General features: G+C 69.4%; 19 protein-coding genes. 9 read left to right on the forward strand and 10 right to left on the reverse strand.

The features are described 5' to 3' along the window. Positions 1 to 219: 219 nt before the first annotated feature. A complete protein-coding gene (locus PSS76_RS14410; RefSeq protein ID WP_337456276.1) occupies positions 220 to 1572 on the reverse strand; it encodes an amidase in 1353 nt (450 codons plus the stop codon). Between the two features lie 99 nt (positions 1573 to 1671). Here PSS76_RS14410 and PSS76_RS14415 point away from each other — a divergent pair, with 99 nt between their 5' ends. Next, a complete protein-coding gene (locus tag PSS76_RS14415; RefSeq protein ID WP_081185910.1) occupies positions 1672 to 4011 on the forward strand; it encodes a protein kinase domain-containing protein in 2340 nt (779 codons plus the stop codon). Here PSS76_RS14415 and hpt read toward each other — a convergent pair. Genes hpt through dacB form a run of 4 tightly spaced genes read right to left on the reverse strand, consistent with a single transcriptional unit; the run spans position 3972 to position 8017 of the window. Then, positions 3972 to 4526, reverse strand: coding sequence for a hypoxanthine phosphoribosyltransferase (hpt, locus tag PSS76_RS14420; protein ID WP_005515752.1), 555 nt, complete (start codon positions 4524 to 4526; stop codon positions 3972 to 3974). The genes PSS76_RS14415 and hpt overlap by 40 nt on opposite strands. A gap of 12 nt (positions 4527 to 4538) precedes the next feature. Continuing rightward, a complete protein-coding gene (tilS, locus tag PSS76_RS14425) occupies positions 4539 to 5528 on the reverse strand; it encodes a tRNA lysidine(34) synthetase TilS (RefSeq protein WP_260985173.1) in 990 nt (329 codons plus the stop codon). Continuing rightward, complete coding sequence (locus PSS76_RS14430) at positions 5525 to 6574, reverse strand: Rv3626c family coenzyme F420 biosynthesis-associated protein (RefSeq protein WP_005515757.1); 1050 nt, start codon at positions 6572 to 6574, stop codon at positions 5525 to 5527. The genes tilS and PSS76_RS14430 overlap by 4 nt, the downstream gene beginning before the upstream one ends. Positions 6575 to 6607: 33 nt before the next feature. After that, positions 6608 to 8017, reverse strand: coding sequence for a D-alanyl-D-alanine carboxypeptidase/D-alanyl-D-alanine endopeptidase (dacB, locus tag PSS76_RS14435; protein WP_081205617.1), 1410 nt, complete (start codon positions 8015 to 8017; stop codon positions 6608 to 6610). A 179-nt stretch (positions 8018 to 8196) separates the two neighbouring features. Between dacB and PSS76_RS14440 the strand changes: the two genes are divergently transcribed. From PSS76_RS14440 to sigJ, 4 genes are all read left to right on the forward strand, one after another. Beyond that, the gene (locus tag PSS76_RS14440; RefSeq protein WP_005515761.1) at positions 8197 to 8688 is read left to right on the forward strand and encodes an inorganic diphosphatase; all 492 of its coding nucleotides are present in this window, start codon (positions 8197 to 8199) and stop codon (positions 8686 to 8688) included. A gap of 97 nt (positions 8689 to 8785) precedes the next feature. Further along, entirely contained in the window at positions 8786 to 9448 is a 663-nt protein-coding gene (lexA, locus tag PSS76_RS14445) for a transcriptional repressor LexA (protein ID WP_005515762.1), read from the forward strand. Between the two features lie 123 nt (positions 9449 to 9571). Then, positions 9572 to 10045 carry a carboxymuconolactone decarboxylase family protein gene (locus tag PSS76_RS14450; protein ID WP_013414772.1) on the forward strand — a complete coding sequence of 158 codons (474 nt, stop codon included), beginning with the start codon at positions 9572 to 9574 and terminating at the stop codon, positions 10043 to 10045. Between the two features lies 1 nt (position 10046). Then, positions 10047 to 10910 carry an RNA polymerase sigma factor SigJ gene (gene sigJ, locus PSS76_RS14455; protein WP_337456277.1) on the forward strand — a complete coding sequence of 288 codons (864 nt, stop codon included), beginning with the start codon at positions 10047 to 10049 and terminating at the stop codon, positions 10908 to 10910. Positions 10911 to 10932: 22 nt separating this feature from the next. Here the strand turns inward: sigJ and PSS76_RS14460 are convergent, their stop codons facing one another. Genes PSS76_RS14460 through PSS76_RS14475 form a run of 4 tightly spaced genes read right to left on the reverse strand, consistent with a single transcriptional unit; the run spans position 10933 to position 14333 of the window. Next, complete coding sequence (locus tag PSS76_RS14460; RefSeq protein WP_005515765.1) at positions 10933 to 12609, reverse strand: MDR family MFS transporter; 1677 nt, start codon at positions 12607 to 12609, stop codon at positions 10933 to 10935. 33 nt (positions 12610 to 12642) lie between these two features. Beyond that, positions 12643 to 13473: a crotonase/enoyl-CoA hydratase family protein gene (locus PSS76_RS14465; protein WP_013414769.1), complete on the reverse strand. Its 831-nt coding sequence runs from the start codon at positions 13471 to 13473 to the stop codon at positions 12643 to 12645. A 38-nt stretch (positions 13474 to 13511) separates the two neighbouring features. Then, a complete protein-coding gene (locus tag PSS76_RS14470) occupies positions 13512 to 13949 on the reverse strand; it encodes a carboxymuconolactone decarboxylase family protein (protein WP_337456278.1) in 438 nt (145 codons plus the stop codon). Between the two features lie 30 nt (positions 13950 to 13979). Then, positions 13980 to 14333 carry a VOC family protein gene (locus tag PSS76_RS14475; RefSeq protein WP_175271622.1) on the reverse strand — a complete coding sequence of 118 codons (354 nt, stop codon included), beginning with the start codon at positions 14331 to 14333 and terminating at the stop codon, positions 13980 to 13982. Between the two features lie 219 nt (positions 14334 to 14552). Here PSS76_RS14475 and PSS76_RS14480 point away from each other — a divergent pair, with 219 nt between their 5' ends. Then, a complete protein-coding gene (locus PSS76_RS14480) occupies positions 14553 to 15074 on the forward strand; it encodes a 2-oxo-4-hydroxy-4-carboxy-5-ureidoimidazoline decarboxylase (RefSeq protein WP_084986152.1) in 522 nt (173 codons plus the stop codon). Here the strand turns inward: PSS76_RS14480 and PSS76_RS14485 are convergent. After that, entirely contained in the window at positions 15068 to 15700 is a 633-nt protein-coding gene (locus PSS76_RS14485) for a TetR/AcrR family transcriptional regulator (RefSeq protein ID WP_044990433.1), read from the reverse strand. The genes PSS76_RS14480 and PSS76_RS14485 overlap by 7 nt on opposite strands. A gap of 69 nt (positions 15701 to 15769) precedes the next feature. Here PSS76_RS14485 and PSS76_RS14490 point away from each other — a divergent pair, with 69 nt between their 5' ends. From PSS76_RS14490 to PSS76_RS14500, 3 genes are all read left to right on the forward strand, one after another. Next, a complete protein-coding gene (locus PSS76_RS14490; protein ID WP_064059614.1) occupies positions 15770 to 16882 on the forward strand; it encodes an ABC-2 transporter permease in 1113 nt (370 codons plus the stop codon). Between the two features lie 15 nt (positions 16883 to 16897). Next, positions 16898 to 17371 (forward strand): YbaK/EbsC family protein, encoded by a 474-nt coding sequence (locus PSS76_RS14495; protein WP_013414765.1) that lies wholly within the window; start codon positions 16898 to 16900, stop codon positions 17369 to 17371. Between the two features lie 124 nt (positions 17372 to 17495). Further along, positions 17496 to 18050: a flavin reductase family protein gene (locus tag PSS76_RS14500; RefSeq protein ID WP_005515775.1), complete on the forward strand. Its 555-nt coding sequence runs from the start codon at positions 17496 to 17498 to the stop codon at positions 18048 to 18050. The last annotated feature ends 1 nt before the right edge of the window (position 18051 follow it).

Raw genomic sequence — 18051 nt, forward strand, 5'->3', positions numbered from 1 at the left:
TACGCTCGTGCAGGTTCACGGGTCATCAGTCCGGCGTACCGGACAAATCAACTCCCGGCTGTCCGGACATCTCAGATTACCGCGAACGATGATGCTCGATGCCTGGTAGCAGCCATCCACTCCGAGAAGTGGGGTCATTGCGTTCAACGCACGACGGTGCCGTCCTGGTTCCCGGCCGGAGCCGATCGGGGGCCGTGGCCACCCGTTTCGTGCCGCATCTCACACACCGGGGTGCCGCGACCATCCCTGACGACGCTCGATTTCGGCGGCCACCGCGAGAATCTGCGACTCACCTCCGGGAGGCGCGGCTATCTGCACGGCGAGCGGTGTTCCCGACCCGCTGTGCATACCGACCGGAACACTCGCGGCCGGCCAGCCGAGGACGTTCCAGAGCGCACTGAACGGGGCATATCGTACATTTGCGACGACGTTGGCCGCCCACGACTTCTCGCTCCACTCGATGGCGGGCAGCGGTGGTTGCGCGAGGGAGGGCGTCAGGACCACGTCGTGCTCGTCGAAGAACCGGCGCATCCGCGCCTCCAGGCGTTCCACCTGAGAGGGGCGGACCAGGCCCACCCGCTCCACCACGCGTCCGATCGCGACGTGGCGTCGGGTCCGCCGCTGCAGCAACGCCGGGTCCAACTCGGCGGCGTCCGCCGCGGTGCCGGCGAACCAGCGGGCGAACGCCGCGGTCATGTTCGGCGGATACGGCACCTTCGTGCCGACGGTGTGGTGACCGCCCGCGCCCAACAGCGCCGCCGTCGCCTCCACACCCCGGGCCCATTCACCGTCCAACCGCACGATCGGCGACGGCGTGTTGGTCGCGACCCCGATTCGCAGCGGCCGCGGTGCGGGCACCTGCGCCAGGTCCGGCCGATCGGCGAGCACCGCGAGCATCAGGGCCGCGTCCTGGACGGTCGACGCGATGGGGCCGTTCTCCGACATCCCGAACCACGAGTGCACACCGAGTTCGGCCGGGACGAGTCCCCGGCCCGGCTTGATACCGAAGACGCCGCACGCGGCGGACGGAATCCGGATCGATCCCATCCCGTCGGCGGCGAGCGCTATCGGCACCATCGCGTCGGCGACGGCCGCGGCCGAGCCGCCCGACGATCCGCCCGGCACGAGCGCCGGATTCCAGGGATTGCGGGTGATCCGCCCCGGGGAGTCGACGGCGCCCCACACGCACAGTTCGGGGACCGCGGTCAGCCCCACGGGGATCGCCCCGGCCGCCCGCAGCCGCGCGACGGTGGGGTGATCGTGGGCCGAGGGCATCGGGCTGGTGGCCACCGAGCCGTCCCGCATCGGTTCGCCGGCCACCTCCACGTTGTCCTTGATCGCGACGGGCACTCCCGCGAGCGGCAGATCGGAGAGATCCTCGCGTTCGGTCAGCCTGCGCGCCTCGGTGAGCGCGCGGTCCCGCATCACCCGTACGAAGGCGTTGATCCGGGGGTCCCGTTGCTCGATCCGGCCTAGCGCATCCTCGACGGCGGCGACGGGCGACAGCTCACCCGCGCGGACCCGGGCTGCGATCGACGTGGCGGTGAACTCCTCGACCAGATGATCTCGCACCTGCCGAGTATCCGTCCGTCGGCGATAAGATTTCGAGTACCCCGAGGGGTGAGTTGTACCCACCCTTCTGCACTCCCCATCTTCGGACGGTGACGAGTGATGGACGGATCAGTCGAATCGACCGCCGGCGCCACGAGAGCCGCGGCGTCGACGGTCACCGGTGTTCAGCCGGCCGAACCCGGAACCCGGACGGTGTCGTTCCTGGCCGATGTCGTGGCCCGCTTCGCGTCCGCATGGGAAGCACCCGGCGACGGCACTCCGCCGGACCTGGAGTACTTCCTCCCCGGCGGTCTGCCGGTGGGCGACGCCCTGCGCCGGGCGGCGCTGGTCGAGCTGATCAAGGTGGATCTCGAGTACCGGTTGCTGCGCGCCGACCGACCGAGATCGCTGGCGTCGTACTGCGAGGAGTTCCCCGAACTGCGGTCGAAGCCGCTGCCCCCCGACCTCATCTACGAGGACTTCCACCTGCGCCGGCGCGGCGGGCACACCGTCGACGTCGCGGAGTACGCACGGGAATTCCCGGAGCACGCCGACCGGTTGACGGACGTGCTCGACGGCGCCGGCGACTACCGCAGCACCCTCGTCGCGCAGCCGGGCGCGCAGCATGCGCTCGACCAGGTGGAGGTCGGCGACCACATCGACGACTTCGACCTGCTGACCGGGCTCGGCCGCGGATCGTTCGCCCGGGTCTTCCTGGCCCGGCAGCGGTCGATGCAGCGGCTGGTGGCGGTGAAGATCTCCCACGACCACGGCACCGAACCGCAGACACTGGCCCAGCTCGACCACGACTACATCGTGCGGGTGTTCGACCAACGCCAACTGGCCGACCGCGAGCTGAAGCTGCTGTACATGCAGTACGTCCCGGGTGGCACCCTGCTGGACGTGCTGCGCCGGGTGCGCGAACAGCCGCCCGGGCATCCCCGGACGGGGCGGCTGCTGCTCGAGTCGATCGATGCGGTTCTCGAGCGCAAGGGCGAGATCCGGCCGTCGGATTCGAGCGTGCGCGACGAGCTCGCGACGCTGACGTGGCCCGAGACGGTGGCGTGGCTGGGCCGACGTCTCGCCGACGCGCTCGACTACGCCGACCAGCACGGCGTGCTGCACCGCGACATCAAACCCGCGAACGTGTTGTTGACGTCGGAGGGCGTGCCCAAGCTCGCGGACTTCAACATCAGTTTCAGCGATCGCGTGGCGGGCACCAGCCCGGTCGCGTACTTCGGCGGCTCGCTGGCCTACATGTCCCCCGAGCAGCTCGAGGCCTGCCACCCGGAGATGCCCGGATCGGCGGCCGATCTGGACGCGCGCAGCGACATCTACGCGCTCGGGGTGATGCTGTGGGAGCTGCTCACCGGGCGGCGTCCGTTCGCGGACGAGAGCGGCGCAGGCGAGTCGGCGACCTCCCTCGAGCGGATGCTCGGGCTGCGCCGCCGCGAGATCGACCCACAGTTCCGCGACGAGCTGCCCGACGACTGTCCGGCCGCGCTGCGCCGCGTCCTGCTCACGTGCCTCGCCCCTGATCCCGACGGCCGATGGGCCACCGGGGCCGAGCTGGCGCAGCAGTTCGACCTGTGCCTCGACGCACGCGCTCGCGACCTCGTCGACCCGCCCCCGACCAGCTGGCGGTACCGGCTGCGGCCGTGGATGATCCCGATCGTCGCGTTGGGTGCGGGGGTCCCGAACGCGCTGGCGGCGATGTACAACTACCACCACAACCAGACGCTGATCATCAGCGAACTGTCCGCGGAGGCGCAGCAACGGTTCGTCGAGGTCTCGAGGGTGATCAACAGCGTGCTGTTCCCGCTCGGGTTCGTACTGATCGTCTACTTCTGCCGCTACGTCATCTCCGTGCCCCGCGGTCTGCGCAAGGGCCGCACCTACGACGCCGCCACCCTCGCCCGCGCCCGCGCCGACACACTGCTGATGGGCGACCGGATCGTCGCCGTGGTGTTCGCGCTGTGGCTGGTGGCGGGCATCGTGTTCCCGGTGTCGCTGCAGATCGCGGCCGGCAGCATCCCGCAGGGCGCGTACGTGCACTTCCTGGGATCCCAGATCGTGTGCGGCGCGATCGCCGTCGCGTACCCGTTCTTCCTGGTCACGTTCTACGCCGTGCGCTGCCTGTACCCGTCACTGCTGCCGCACGGCATCACCAGCAGCAGCGACGAGCGACGACTCCGCGGACTGGACCGGCGCAGCACCATGTACCTGGCGGTGGCCGCGTCGGTGCCGCTGGTCGGGGTGGCCGGGGTGACGTTCCTGTCCCCCGACGAGATCTCCGTCGTGATCTATGCCGTCCGGGTGCTGTGCGTCGGCGGCGTCATCGCGTTCGTCTTCGTGTACTGGCTGTTCCGCCTGCTCGAGGAGGATCTGCGGGCACTCGAACGCGTCGTTTCCCAGGGGACCTATCCGCCGTACACCTTGGGGTCGAGGGTGCCGATGTAGGGCAGGTCGCGGTAGCGCTCGGCGTAGTCGAGGCCGTATCCGACGACGAACTCGTTGGGGATGTCGAAGCCCACGTGCGCGACGTCGACGTCGACCTTGCACGCCTCGGGCTTGCGCAGCAGTGTGACGACCTCGAGCGACGCCGGGTTGCGCGTGCGGAGGTTGCGCATCAGCCACGACAGCGTCAGTCCGGAGTCGATGATGTCCTCGACGATCAGCACGTGCCGGCCGGCGATGTCCTTGTCGAGATCCTTGAGGATCCGCACCACGCCGGACGACGACGTCGACGAGCCGTACGAGCTGACGGCCATGAACTCCATCTGGGTGGGGATCGGCAGGGCCCGCGCGAAGTCGGTCATGAAGAAGATCGCGCCTTTGAGGACACCCACGAGCAGCAGGTCGTCCTGCATCGATTCGTCGGCGTAGCGCGCGGCGACGGCCTCGGCCAGTTCGGCTGTGCGCTCCTCGATCTGCTCCTCTGAGATCAGTACCGATGCGATGTCGCCCTCGTACACGGAGCATTCCCTTCAGTCGTTCACGAACCCCGCGGACAGCCTGCCACGCCGCCGGGATGCAACCAACCTGACTCCCGTTCTCCCGCCGCCGAGTGCGACGCCGCCCTGCCCGCGCCAGCGGCCGACGAGGTCGTCGACGGCACGTAACTGCTTGTCCGTCAATGCCTTCGCTCCCAGGTCGAGGAGCCACAGCCGCAGGACGCGGCGCCGCACGGCGACCGGAACGTCGACCAGGTACTCGATCACGAGGTCATTTCCGTCACGTGCGGACGCGACGGCCCGTTCGGCGAGTGTGTCGAGGACCTCGCCGTCCTCGCGGAGGTGTTCGGCGGTCCGGGCGAGCGCCTCGGCGACACCGCCGCCGAGGGCGTCCTCGAGCAGCGGCAGCACCTCGGTGCGCAATCGGACCCGGGTGAATGCCGGGTCCGCGTTGTGCGGATCCTCGTGCGCGACCAGGCCCAGCTCGGCGCACGCCCGACGGGTGACGTCGCGGCGCACCCTCAACAGCGGGCGACCCCACGGCGCGTCGTAGCCGGCCATCCCGCGGATCGACCGGCCACCGGAGCCGCGAGCGAGGCCCAGCAGCACGGTCTCGGCCTGGTCGTCGAGGGTGTGGCCGAGCAGTACCGGGCACCCGGCGCGCGCGGCGTCGAGGGCTGCGTAGCGGGCAGCGCGGGCGGCGGCCTCGAGCCCCCCGGGGCCGGTGACGTCGACGGGCACGACGTCGGCGCCGGCGCAACCGAACTCGAGTGCGCGGGCGGCCGCGGCGGCGGCGACCTCGGCGGACCCGTCCTGCAGGCGATGGTCGACGACGACGGCCCGCACCGACGGTGCCTCGGCGACCGCGGCCGCCGTGAGCGCCAGCGAGTCCGCGCCGCCGGAGAGCGCCACGACGACACCTCCCGCCGGGTGGTGCCGGGCCAGCCAGGCGCGCACCGCGTGCCTGACCTCGAGAATCGCGGGCTCCTCCGGGAGCAGCGGCGGCGAGGACGGTGCGCTCACCCGAGGACCCGGGCGATCCACGCGTCCGGATCATCGACCTCGGCGGTGACGGGCAGCGCGTCGGGGCCGGACCAGATCGCGTTGAACTCGTCCATCCCGACCTTGGCGACGACGGTGTCGACGAACACCTTGCCGCGCACGTACTGCGCCATCTTGGCGTCGATCCCGAGCAGCGCACGGACGACGCGCTGGACGGGGTTGCTCTTGCGGTGACGGCGCGCGTCGAACGCCTTGCGGATGCGGACCACCGACGGCACGACGTCGGGTCCGACGGCGTCCATCACGTGGTCGGCGTGGCCCTCGAGCACCGTGCCGAGCATCAGCATCCGGTCCAGCGCCTGCCGCTGCGGCTCGGCCTGTGTCGCGCGCAGCAGTCCGACGATGCCGCGCTGATCCGGGGGCAGGTCGTCGCGGCGGCGTTCGCGCAGCGCACCCGCGAGCCGGGTGACCATCTCGGTCATCGGTTCGTCGGCGGCCTCGCCGAGCGTGGCGACGGACCGGCGCATGTAGTCGCCCATCCACGGCGCCGACGAGAACTGGACCCGGTGCGTGACCTCGTGCAGGCACACCCACAGCCGGAAGTCGCTGGGCGGAACCCGCAGCGTGCGCTCCACCTGCAGCACGTTGGGGGCGACGAGGAGCAGTGCGCCGTGCTCACCGGTGAACGGGTCGTACTGGCCGAGGATGGCCGACGACAGGAACGCCAGCATCGCCCCGGCCTGGAGTCCGCCGGGTTTGCCGGCCAGCAGCGTCTTCTGCCCGGCCTCGAGATCGGAACCGGTGAGCTGTGCCATCGACTGCGCGGCGGCGCGGATCCAGCCGGCCCGATCGAGGACCTGAGCCTCGGGGATCGGCAGCCCGTCGGCGAGCCTCGTGACGTCGCGGACCGGTCCTTCGGCGCGGATCGACGCCTGCGCGAGTTCGGCGACGACGCTCTCCGCGGTGTAGCGGGACGTGGCCGGTCCGGCCGGGGCCAGGCGGGCACCGGCGCGCGCGGCGACACCCCAGTCCACTGCGTTCGCGAATCCGTGCTCGGGCTCCGTCACCTCTCGACCCACTTCCGGTTGCTACCTGCTACCTCACCTGCAGCCACACAGCCGCAGCGCACCCGCCACCGCATCGAGTGCGGGACGGCTCACCTCCGGCGGACGATCGTTGGACATCAGCGCGAACGTCAGTACCCGACCGTCCACGTCGACGACGTACCCGGTCAACGCACTGGCGACCGAGAGCGTTCCCGTCTTGGCGCGCACCCAGCCGGCGCCGGTCCGGTCGCCCGACGCGTAGCGGTCGGACAGGGTGCCGGTGGCACCGGCGACGGGCAGGTCGTCGAGCATCGGCCGCAGCTGCGGCTTGGTCTCCCCCGCCGCCGCGGTGAGGATGTCGGCCTGCAGCCGGGCCGGGACCCGGTCGTCGACGGACAGCCCGCTGCCGTCGTGGAGGGTGAGCCCGTCGGTCTTGAAACCGGCGTCGTAGAGCGTCTTCCCGATCGCTTCCGTCGCACCGGTGAAGGAGGCTTCGGAGTTCTTCGCGACCGCGACCTCGCGGGCGATCGTCTCGGCGAGCACGTTGTCGGAGCGACGCATCATCTGCCCGAGCCGGTCACGCAACGGCGCGGACAGCACGCTCGCGACGGGGGCGGCGCCGGATTCGGCCTTGCCCACGGTGACTCGGGCGAGATCGATGCCGAGGGCCTGCGCGAGGACACGACCGGCGTCGAGTGCCGGGGTGGCGCTGCGCGGCGGTTCCTCGGCGAACGGGTCGCTCCGCGCGCCGTCGATCATGACGGACTCGATGGGCGCGATGTAGCCGGCGGCGACGTCCTCGGGCATCCAGCCCTGCGCCATCGTCGGGCCGGCGTAGGCGCTGATGTCGACGACGATGCTGTCGACCTCCGCACCCGCGCGCCGGATCTGCTCGACGAGGTCGGCTATCCGGGGCGCGCCCGGGTAGTAGCTGGGCTGGCCGACCGGCTGGGCCGTCAGGGTCGGATCGCCGCCGCCGACGAGCACGAGCTCGCCGGGTCGCGAACCCTGCACGACGCGGGTCTCGACCCGATGGTCCGGTGACAGGGACAGCATCGCGGCGGCGGCGGTGAGGATCTTGGCGGTGGACGCCGGGGTCATCGGAGTGTCGGGGTTCTGACTCCACAAGGTGGTGCCGGTGCGGGCGTCGGCGACGACACCCGTGAAGGCGCCGAGCGCGGGATTCGACACCAGCGGGGCGAGGACGGCACCGAGCGCGGCCGGAGTCGGCATCGGCGCGTCGTCGGGAACCGGTGCCACCTGCGGCGTCGCGGTGACCGGCGACGGCTCGGCGGAGGTGGTGGTGGCGCCGTCCGCCGCGGTGGAGGTGTCCTTCTGGACGAGGACGATCGTCAGTGCCGCGACTGCGACGATCAGCACGGCGACCAGCGACATCAGGATCCGGACATTTCGGCGGCGGCGTCCGGCCAGTGCGCCGATCTTCTTCTTCCCGTCGCCCGCCAACGTCCCTCCGAAATCTCTCGCCGCTGATTCCGCGGACCACCCAGATCGCCTCGCGCGCAGTTCCCACTGCTTCCGGCGCCCGCATCACACAGTATCGCCGACCGGCTACCCTTTTCCCGAACCGTCGATCCAGGCGGGCTAGGCAGACAGCCAGTAGACCCAGACAGTGAGGACATGACGTGGAGTTCGACGTCACCATCGAAATCCCCAAGGGCCAGCGCAACAAGTACGAGGTCGACCACGAGACCGGCCGCGTGAAGCTGGACCGCTACCTCTACACCTCCTTCGGCTACCCGGCCGACTACGGCTACATCGAGAACACCCTCGGCGAGGACGGCGATCCGCTGGACGCGATGGTGCTGCTGCCCGAGTCGGTCTTCCCCGGCGTCATCGTCGAGGCCCGCCCGGTCGGCATGTTCAAGATGGTCGACGAGGCCGGCGGCGACGACAAGGTGCTGTGCGTCCCCGCGGGCGACCCGCGCTGGGATCACATCCAGGATCTGGCGGATGTCGCGCAGTTCGAGCTGGACGCGATCAAGCACTTCTTCGTGCACTACAAGGATCTCGAGCCCAACAAGCACGTCACGGGCGCCGACTGGGTCGGTCGGGCCGAGGCCGAGAAGGTCATCACGGAGGCCGTCGAGCGCCTGAAGGCGAACGGCGGACACTGAGTTCGTCTGCGAGGGGCGGGGCCACGATGGTGGTCCCGCCCCTCGCTGTTTCTGCTGCCTTCCGGCGCCGTCCGACGCCCCCACTACGATTCGGCGGGTGACCGGTTACGACGATCTCGACATGTTCGGCGGCCTCGACGCTTCCACCCTGCCGCCGCGTCAGCAGCGGATCCTGCTGACGATCCGGGACTGGGTGGACGGGCACGGGTGCCCGCCGAGTACCCGTGAGATCGCGGACGCGGTGGGGCTGCGGTCCACATCGACGGTGTCGAAGCATCTGAAGGCCTTGGAGGACAAGGGCTTCCTGCGCCGGGGCGGGTCGATGACCCGACAGCTGGACGTGCGCCCGTTCCTCACCGGCTCGGCGCCGGGACGGTCCACGGAGAACACGGTGACGGTCCCGGTCGTCGGCGACATCGCCGCCGGCGCTCCGATCCTCGCGGAGGAGCACGCCGACGAGATGCTGTCGTTGCCGCGCGAGCTGGTCGGCTCGGGCACCGTCTTCGCCCTGCGGGTGCGCGGCGAATCGATGGTCGACGCAGCGATCTGCGACGGCGACACCGTGGTGGTGCGCCGCCAGGAGGAGGCGCACTCCGGCGAGATCGTGGCCGCGATGATCGACGGCGAGGCGACGGTGAAGGTGCTGCGACGCCGTAACGGGCACGTGTTGCTCGAGCCGCGCAACCCCGCCTACGAGGTCATCGACGGCGACGAGGCCGTGATCCTCGGCAAGGTGGTCTCGGTGATGCGGCGGATCTGACGCCCGCCGAGCCGCCGCCCCACGAGGCCGGCTATGTTGTGACCTGCCTCACAACGGGTCACACAAGTCGCGCCCGCCCCGTCCTCCCTCCGACCGCGAAACAACGCATCAGGAGGAAGTACCGTGAACGCTCGACTCGACTTCTTCGGCAACGCCACTGCCGCCAAGTTCACCAAGTACATCAACTCGGCGGGCAAGGTGATCGGCGACTCGACGCTGCCCGCCACGACGCAGGAACTGGTGAAGATCCGTGCCAGCCAGATCAACGGCTGCGGCTTCTGCACCGACATGCACACCAAGGACGCCGCCCACGCCGGCGAGTCGGCGCTGCGGCTCAACCTCGTCGCAGCCTGGCGAGAGGCCACCGTCTTCACCGATGCGGAGCGCGCCGCGCTCGAGCTGACCGAGCAGGGCACCCGCATCGCCGACGCCGCGGGCGGCGTTCCGGAGGACGTCTGGACCAACGCCACCAAGTACTTCGACGAGGACCAACTCGCCGCGCTGGTCGGGTTGATCGCGTTGATCAACTCCTACAATCGGATGAATGTCATCGCGGCCACGCCGGCAGGCGGCTACACCCCCGGTCAGTGGGGCTGACATGTCCGTCGCATCCGAGTTCGACGCCCTGCGGCCACGCCTGGTCGGCGTGGCCTACGGGCTGCTCGGCAGCGTGACCGAGGCCGAGGACGTGGTCCAGGAAGCCTGGATCCGCCTGCAGCGCAGCAACCTCGACGAGATCGACGAACTCACCGGATGGCTGGTCACCACGACCTCCCGCCTCGCTCTGGACGTGCTGCGCTCGGCGCGGAGCCGGCGTGAGAGCTATGTCGGCCCCTGGCTGCCGGAGCCGGTGGAGACGGCAGCCGATCCGGCCGACGCGGTCAGCCTGGCCGACTCCATCTCGTGGGCGATGCTGGTCGTCCTGGAGACGCTGGCCCCGGCCGAGCGCGCGGCGTTCGTCCTGCACGACCTGTTCGGGCTCTCGTTCACCGAGATCGGTACGGCGCTGGGCCGAAACCCCGCAGCCTGTCGGAAACTGGCCTCGCGCGCTCGCGACCACATCGATTCCCGCAAGCCACGATTCACGATCGACCCCACGGTGCACCGCAGTGTCGTCGACGCCTTCGCCGAGGCCGCGACGTCCGGAGATCTGGAAGGGCTGCTGCGCGTCCTCGATCCGAATGCCGTCCTCACCGCCGATGGTGGCGGCATCGTCCGGGCCGCACTCGAACCGGTCCTCGGCGCCGAGGCGATCGCCGCCTTCCTGTCCGGCATCGCGGCGCAGGGACCGCACAAGACCATGCGCGCCACCGTCGTCAACCACAACCCGGCACTCCTGGTCTTCGTCGGCGACGCTTTGGACGGCGTCGTCGCGCTCGGCATCACCGAGGGGTTGGTCACCTCGATCGACTTCGTCCGTAACCCGCAGAAGCTCAACGGTATCGGCATCCAGGGCCGATGACGGACGAACCGCCGCCGACGTGTCAGCTGTCGACGGACTCGTCGGCGTCCACACCCGATTTCTGCCGAAGCGGGACTTCCCGCCAGATGAGGATCAGCACCAGCGACACGACGGCGAGGACCACGATCGGCGGGTAGACGGCCTCGAAGGCGATCGCGAATCCGTCCTTGAACGGGGCCGCGAGCGTGGGGTTCAGCTGTTCGATGAAGGACGTGTCGTTCATCGCGGCGCTCGCGGCGCTCGGGTCCCCGCTCATCAGGCCGCGAGCGATCTCGGCCTCCACCGGGTTCGGGCTGCTCGCACCGGCCGCGACCGCCTGTTGGAATTCGGGTGACCGGGCGGCGTCCTGCAGTTGCGTGGTGATCGACGGCGTCAGCTGGGCGAAGAGGATCGACAGGAACAATGCGACGCCGAGCGTGCCGCCGATCTGCCGGAAGAATGTTGCGGATGCGGTGGAGACGCCCATGTCCTTGGGCGGCAGCGCGTTCTGGATCGCGAGGGTCAACGGTTGCAGCAGGTTTCCCAGCCCGAGCCCGAGCACGAAGATGAAGGTCATGAAGACGTACAGACTGGTGTGCGCGGTCACCGAGTGCAGCAGCAGCGCGGCCACCGCAATGAGGACGGCGCCGACGATCGTGAAGATCCGGTAGCGGCCGGTGCGGGCGATCAACTGGCCGGAGACCACCGAGCCGATCGCGATGCCGAGTACTGCGGGCAGCATCTGGAATCCGGCGAGCGTCGGGCTCGAGCCCTGCACCACCTGCAGGTACTGCGGAATGACGGTGATCGCGCCGAACATCACCGCACCCACCAGGAAGCTGATGAGCACGCCGAGCGCGAACGTCTGGCCGCGGAAGAAGTGCAGCGGGAACAGTGCCGCGTCCTTCATGAAGTACTCGACGACGACGAATCCCAGCACGCCCACGACGCCGATCGCGTAGCAGGTCAACGATTCCGGACTGGTCCAGCCCCACGCGCGCCCCTGCTCGGCGACCACGAGAATCGGCACCAGGCCTACCGCGAGGACCAGGGCGCCCCACCAATCGATCCGCATCGGCCGGTGCACGGGCGGCAGGTGCAGGACCCGCCACACCACGGCGAGCGCGACCAGTCCGATGGGGACGTTGACGAGGAACACCCACCGCCAACCGGCGATTCCCAGGATCGACGGCTGCCCCGACAGCAGGCCCCCGATCACCGGGCCGAGGACGCTCGACGTGCCGAACACGGCCAGGAAGTAGCCCTGGTAGCGGGCTCGCTCGCGCGGGGAGACGATGTCGCCGACGATCGCGAGGGCGAGGGAGAACAGGCCGCCCGCGCCCAGGCCCTGGATCGCCCGGAACACCGCGAGCATGTACATCGACTGCGCGAAGGTGCACAGCACCGAGCCGATGACGAACAGGACTATCGCGGCCATGAAGAACTGTTTGCGGCCGTAGATGTCGGAGAGTTTTCCGTACAGCGGGGTGACGAGGGTCGCGGTGATCAGGTAGGCGGTGGTCACCCACGCCTGGAGCGCGTAGCCGTCGAGGTCGTCGGCGATGGTGCGCATCGCGGTCGCGACGATCGTCTGGTCGAGCGCGGCGAGGAACATGCCGAGCATCAGGCCGCTGAGGATCGCCAGGATCTGACGGTGACTGAAGGTCGCCTGCTGCCCGGGGGCGACGGCGGGATCGGTACCTCGTGGTTCCTCGGTCATGTCCGGCCCCCGCCGTCGCTCGTCACATCGCGGTCAGCGTCCCCGGAACTCGGGTGGACGCTTCTGGAACACCGCCGTGATGGCCTCGGTGAGGTCCTCCGACGGCAGGAAGGCCGCATTCCACGCGGCCACGTAACGCAGGCTGTCGTTCACCGCCGCGGATCGGCTGTGGTCGAGCACGTCCTTGACACCCTGCACCACGAGCGGCGGGTTGGCCGCGATCTCGGCGGCGGTCGCGTGGGCCGCGGCGAGTACTGCGTCGGCGTCCTCGAACACGTCATTGACCAGTCCGATCTTCTCCGCGCGGGCGGCGTCGATGTCCTTGCCGGTCAGCGCGAGTTCACGCAGATGCCCGTCGCCGATGATCGCCGGCAGGCGGGCGAAGCTGCCCATGTCGGCGACGATAGCAACCTTGACCTCGCGGATGCTGAACTTCGCATCGGCGCTCGCGTAACGGATGTCGGCGGCCGAGATCAGGTCGACGCCGCCGCCGATGCACCAGCCCTGGATCGCGGCGACGACGGGCTTGCGGCAGTCCGCGACAGCGTTGATACCGGCCTGCATCCGCTTGATGAGGTTGTGGAAGTCGGTGCGCGGCCCGGCCTGGGCCTTGTCGGCGAGCACGGCGCCGAAGCCTCCACTCATCGCGGGCAGGTCCAACCCGAACGAGAAGTGTTTGCCGGATCCGGCGAGCACGACCGCCCGCACCTCGGGGTCGGCGTCGAGTTCGGCGAAGATGCCGGGCAGCTCGTCCCAGAAGTCCGGTCCCATCGCATTGCCCTTGCCGGGTCCGATCAGCGTCACCTGCGCGACGTGGTCCTTGCGCTCGACTGTGAACGCCTTCCAGCTCTGCTGTTCCGTCATTACCGAAGAGTAACTTGACGGCCTCGGGCGCACCAGAGTCAGGGCGCGACGGGATAGTGGCTGGTGATCGCGACGCGGTTCCACGCGTTCATCACGATCGCGAGCCAACTGATCGCCGACACCTGCTCGTCGGTGAGGGATCCGTCGTCCCACGCCCGGGCGTCCGGCACCGACAGTCGTGTCACCTGCTCCGCCAGCGCGAGCGCCGCCCGTTCCTGCGGCGAGAAGTACTGCGATTCCCACCAGGCCGCCAGTACGGCCACCCGATCGGTGGTCTCTCCCTTCTCGAGGGCGTCGCGGGTGTGCATCCGGAGGCAGAAGGCGCAGCCGTTGAGTTGAGAGATCCTGATCTTCACGAGATCGCCGACCAGTGGGCCCAGACCCGACGCCTCGACCGCGGCGTCGGCCTGCCCGTTGAGCGCGATCAACTGTTTGTACGCATCCGGGTGCTGCTTGCCGAGATTCACCGAACCCATGTGCGCTCCTCTGTTGCGGATGTAGTGCCGTCATTCGTGATGCCGAACGATGTTGAGGACGTTGCCGTCCGGTGCGCGAACGAAGAACCTGCGCACCCCCCACGGTTCCGTGGTGAGCGGATGGACGATCTCGTATCCGGCCGCCTGCGCTTCGGCGTACGCGGCGTCGACGTCGGTCGTGTGCACCGACACCACCGAATCCTCGGGCGCCGATGCGTCGCCGGTGACGAGCTGGACGCTCACGCCGGTGTCGGGAGAAGTGAGGCGCGTGACCCAACCCATGTCGAACTCCTCGGTGCTCAATCCGAGGAAGTCGGTATAGAACCGTTTGGCACCATCGACCTCGGGGACATGCAGATTGGCCGTTATGCGAGTGACGCGCATGTCGTCCTCCTGTCCCATCGCGTCGCGGGCGTACTCGATACTCCCAGTTCGGTCGGCCCGGCGCTCCGGAGTCGCGATTCCACTGCGCGGCCCACCCACGGCGACCGTGGCGGGTCGTTAAATGTGCGGAAATTCCCCCGCCCACGGACCCGTTCCACGCCGCGACACGCGCATGATCTGAGTACCCGCAGGTGGCAACGACGTCGAAAGGGGTTGCACATGCTCATGCATCAGGGAATCGGCCTCGACCGGTTCAACGAGCTGCCCCGCCGCCGGGCGGTGCACGCGCTCTTCGAGTGCTGCTGCTGCCTGTCGTGGTCGACGCGCATCGCCGACGGCCGCGAATACCGGACGTACACCGAGCTTCTGACGGCCGCGGACGCGGAACTGCACGCGCTGTCCGAGCCGGAGATCGAGCAGGCGCTGCAGGGTCATCCCCGGATCGGTTCCCGGGCCCGCAGCCGACCCTCGTTCCGTGAGCAGTGCGCCGTGTGGGTCGAGGATGCCGCCGTCATGCACACCCTCGAGGACGCCGCCGCGGCGTACGAGGAGTTGTTCGGCTTCCGGTACGTGTGGTTCTCCGACGGGCGTGACGGACGCGCGCTGCTGGCCGACCTGACGGCGCGGATGACCCACGACGTCGACACCGAACGAAAAGTCCGGACAACGGAACTCGCGCGGATCACACGGACCCGGCTGGAACGGATGCTGGGGCCGGAGGGCGGGTTTCCGGACTACTGAGACCGCGTGGCCCGCGCGACGGCTCCGGCGAACAGGGTGGTCACCACCTCACCCATCGCGCGTTGGTCCACTTCCTCGGGGTCGACGGAGTGTTCGAGGACCAGCCCGGAGATGAGGGCCATCAAGGCGATGGCGGTGGTGCGGACGTCGAGGTCCACCCCCCACTCCCGAGCACGGTCGCCGATCAGTTCGACGAGTTTGCCGCGCAGATAACGACGTTCGCGCAGGTATGCCTGCTTCACGACCGGATCGCGGCCGGCCTGGACACCGAACTCGAGTACCAGCAGCGACCATCCCGGGTCAGCGGTGAGCGCGGACGCGATCTCCGCACCGCCGCGACCCACCGCGTGGGCGAGGTCCAGGCCGGAGATCTCGGCGAGGACGCGGCCGGCGAGGTCGAGGGAGCGCTGCGCGAACAACTCGGCGAACAGATCCTGTTTCGACTCGAAGTTCGAGTACACGGCCCCCTTGGTGAAGCCGGCGCGGCGGGCGATCTCGGCGAGCTTGGCGCCGGCGAAGCCCTGTTCGGCGAACTCGTCGGCGGCGGCCTCGAGGATCCGCGCCCGCACCACGTCCCGCCCCGGCCGCGCAGTCGCGGACAACTCGTCTTGACGACTACCAGTCACGATACCTAGGGTATTCAATACCCACGGTATCGACAAGACCGCGAAACCACTCAGACACCGAGGACACCCGTGACCGCACCTGCCACCGAGACAGCCGACGTTCCGACGTCGTCCGCCACCACCCCCGCCGTCCCCCAGGCGCCTGCCAGTCCGCTCGAGCGCTTCGGCTCCCGCAAGGTGATGGCCGCGCTCGTCGTCGGCGTGCTGGCTCTGCAACTCGGATTCATCCTCAGTTACGTCGCGGCCTTCCACCAGCCGACACCGCGGGACATCTCGGTCGCCGTCGTCGCCGGACCGGGGGTGCCCGCCGGGATACCGCAGCAATCGGTCGACAAGCTCAACGCGCTCGACGGACGTCCGGTCGACGCCCGCACCGCCGTCGACACCGCCGAGGTGCGGCAGCTGCTCCGCGAGCGCGAGATCCAGGGTGCGTATGTGATCGAACCGAACGGCACCGACACCCTCATCACCGCGAGCGCGGGTGGCAGTTCCATCGCTTCGGCACTCGAGTCGGTCTTCGGACAGGTCGCGCAGAGCCAGGACCGCCAGTTGGTCGTGCGCGACGAGATCCCCGTCGGGGCACACGACAACCGCGGACTGTCGGGCTTCTACCTGTCGATCGGCTGGGTCGTCGGCGGCTATCTGCTGGCGGCGGCGATCGGCCTGATCATCGGAGCACCTGCGACGCTCCGGCAGGCATGGGGACATGTCGCCGTGATGTTCGGATACTCCGTCGTCTCGGGCGCCCTCGGCGCACTCATCACGACACACGTCCTGGGAACCTTTGCCGGGCACTGGTTCCCGCTGTGGATCCTGGGCACGGGAGTCGTTTTCGCCACCGGCCTGTTCACCCTGGGCCTGCGGGCGGCGGTCGGCATCCTCGCGGTGCCGCTCGCGATCGCGGTGTTCGTGGTCCTCGGCAATCCGAGCGCGGGGGGCGCGTTCGGCGCCAACGTGATCCCGAGCTTCTACGCGGCCATCGGTAAGTGGATCACGCCCGGCGCGGGCACCGAGGGGGTGCGCAGCATCGTGTACTTCGACAACGTCGGGCTGGGACAGCCCACGGTGGCGCTGGCGCTGTACACGGCTGTCGGGGCCGTACTGCTCCTCGGCTTCACGGCGTGGCGGTCACGGAGGACCGTCAGTTCGAGTGCCGATACGGCTGCCCCGGCCGCGAAGTAGTCCTACTCTGAACCCATGCCCAGGCTGCTGCATCCCAATGCGGCGCACGTCGCCGACACGTTGATCGCGCGCGGCCACCACGGCGTCATCGTCACCCAGCCGGCACCGACCCGCAGCGCCCTGGAGGCTGCGGAAGCTCTGGGCGCGGATCCCGGCGCGATCGTGAAGTCGCTCATCTTCCTCCTGGACGACGAGCCGGTGCTGCTGCTCGTCTCGGGTTCACACGAGGTGGACCTGGCCGCCACCGGGGCTCGTCTGCAGGGCACCCTGACGCGCGCCCCGCTCGATCTCGCGCGGGAGGTCACCGGGCAGCCGATCGGTGGTGTGGCGCCGCTGGGACACCCCACCAACCTGCCGACATATCTCGACTCCGCGCTCGCCGCCCACCCGGAACTGTGGGCGGCCGCCGGGCATCCCGACACGGTCTTCCGCAGCACGTTTCCCGAACTTCTGCGGGTCACGGCCGGTCTGGCCGTCGACATGGACTGATCGGTCGGATGCCGGACGGAGCAAGGGGAACAGCAGTTGCCCGCTCAGTGAACGAGAACCTGGTTGCCCGGTGAGCCTGGCCTTATAGTGGCGGCAGTCCACCAGGTTCGAATCGGAGAATGCCTTGTCACAGTCTGTCGAGAACGCGTCCGAGCTTGCTGTCGTCCCCGCCGATGGCGTGGAGAGCATCAGCAACGAGGAGTACAAGGCCGCGATGCGCCGCCACCCGGCCGGCGTCACCATCGTCACCCTCGATTCGGAGAACGGTCCGGTCGGCTTCACGGCGACGTCGTTCGCGTCGCTGTCGATGAATCCGCCGCTCATCTCGTTCAACATCGCACTGAACTCGTCGAGCATCAATGCGCTCCACGCCGCCGACTCGGTTGTCGTGCATCTGCTCGGGGAGCACCAGCAGCACCTCTCGCAGCGGTTCTCGCGCAGCGCGGACCAGCGGTTCAGTGACGAGTCGCTGTGGTCGCGCCTCGAGACCGGCGAGCCCGTGCTGCACGGCACCCCGATCTGGATGCGCACCACCATCCATCAGCTGATCCCGGCCGGCGACCATACCCTGGTGATCGGCCTGATCACCCGCCTGCACAACGAGAACGACGCCGAGGCCTCCGCCGCTCCCCTGCTGTACCACGAGGGCCGCTACCACCGGGCCACCCCGATCGACTGAC

The sequence above is a fragment of the Prescottella sp. D32 genome (assembly GCF_037287305.1).
GTDB classification, from domain to species: Bacteria; Actinomycetota; Actinomycetes; order Mycobacteriales; family Mycobacteriaceae; genus Prescottella; species Prescottella equi.

Coding starts and splice junctions, on each gene's coding strand:
- PSS76_RS14415 (WP_081185910.1), top strand. CDS start 1,672: ATGGACGGATCAGTCGAATCGACCGCCGGCGCCACGAGAGCCGCGGCG.
- sigJ (WP_337456277.1), top strand. CDS start 10,047: ATGTCCGTCGCATCCGAGTTCGACGCCCTGCGGCCACGCCTGGTCGGC.
- PSS76_RS14460 (WP_005515765.1), bottom strand. CDS start 12,609: ATGACCGAGGAACCACGAGGTACCGATCCCGCCGTCGCCCCCGGGCAG.
- PSS76_RS14465 (WP_013414769.1), bottom strand. CDS start 13,473: ATGACGGAACAGCAGAGCTGGAAGGCGTTCACAGTCGAGCGCAAGGAC.
- PSS76_RS14470 (WP_337456278.1), bottom strand. CDS start 13,949: ATGGGTTCGGTGAATCTCGGCAAGCAGCACCCGGATGCGTACAAACAG.
- PSS76_RS14475 (WP_175271622.1), bottom strand. CDS start 14,333: ATGCGCGTCACTCGCATAACGGCCAATCTGCATGTCCCCGAGGTCGAT.
- PSS76_RS14480 (WP_084986152.1), top strand. CDS start 14,553: ATGCTCATGCATCAGGGAATCGGCCTCGACCGGTTCAACGAGCTGCCC.
- PSS76_RS14495 (WP_013414765.1), top strand. CDS start 16,898: ATGCCCAGGCTGCTGCATCCCAATGCGGCGCACGTCGCCGACACGTTG.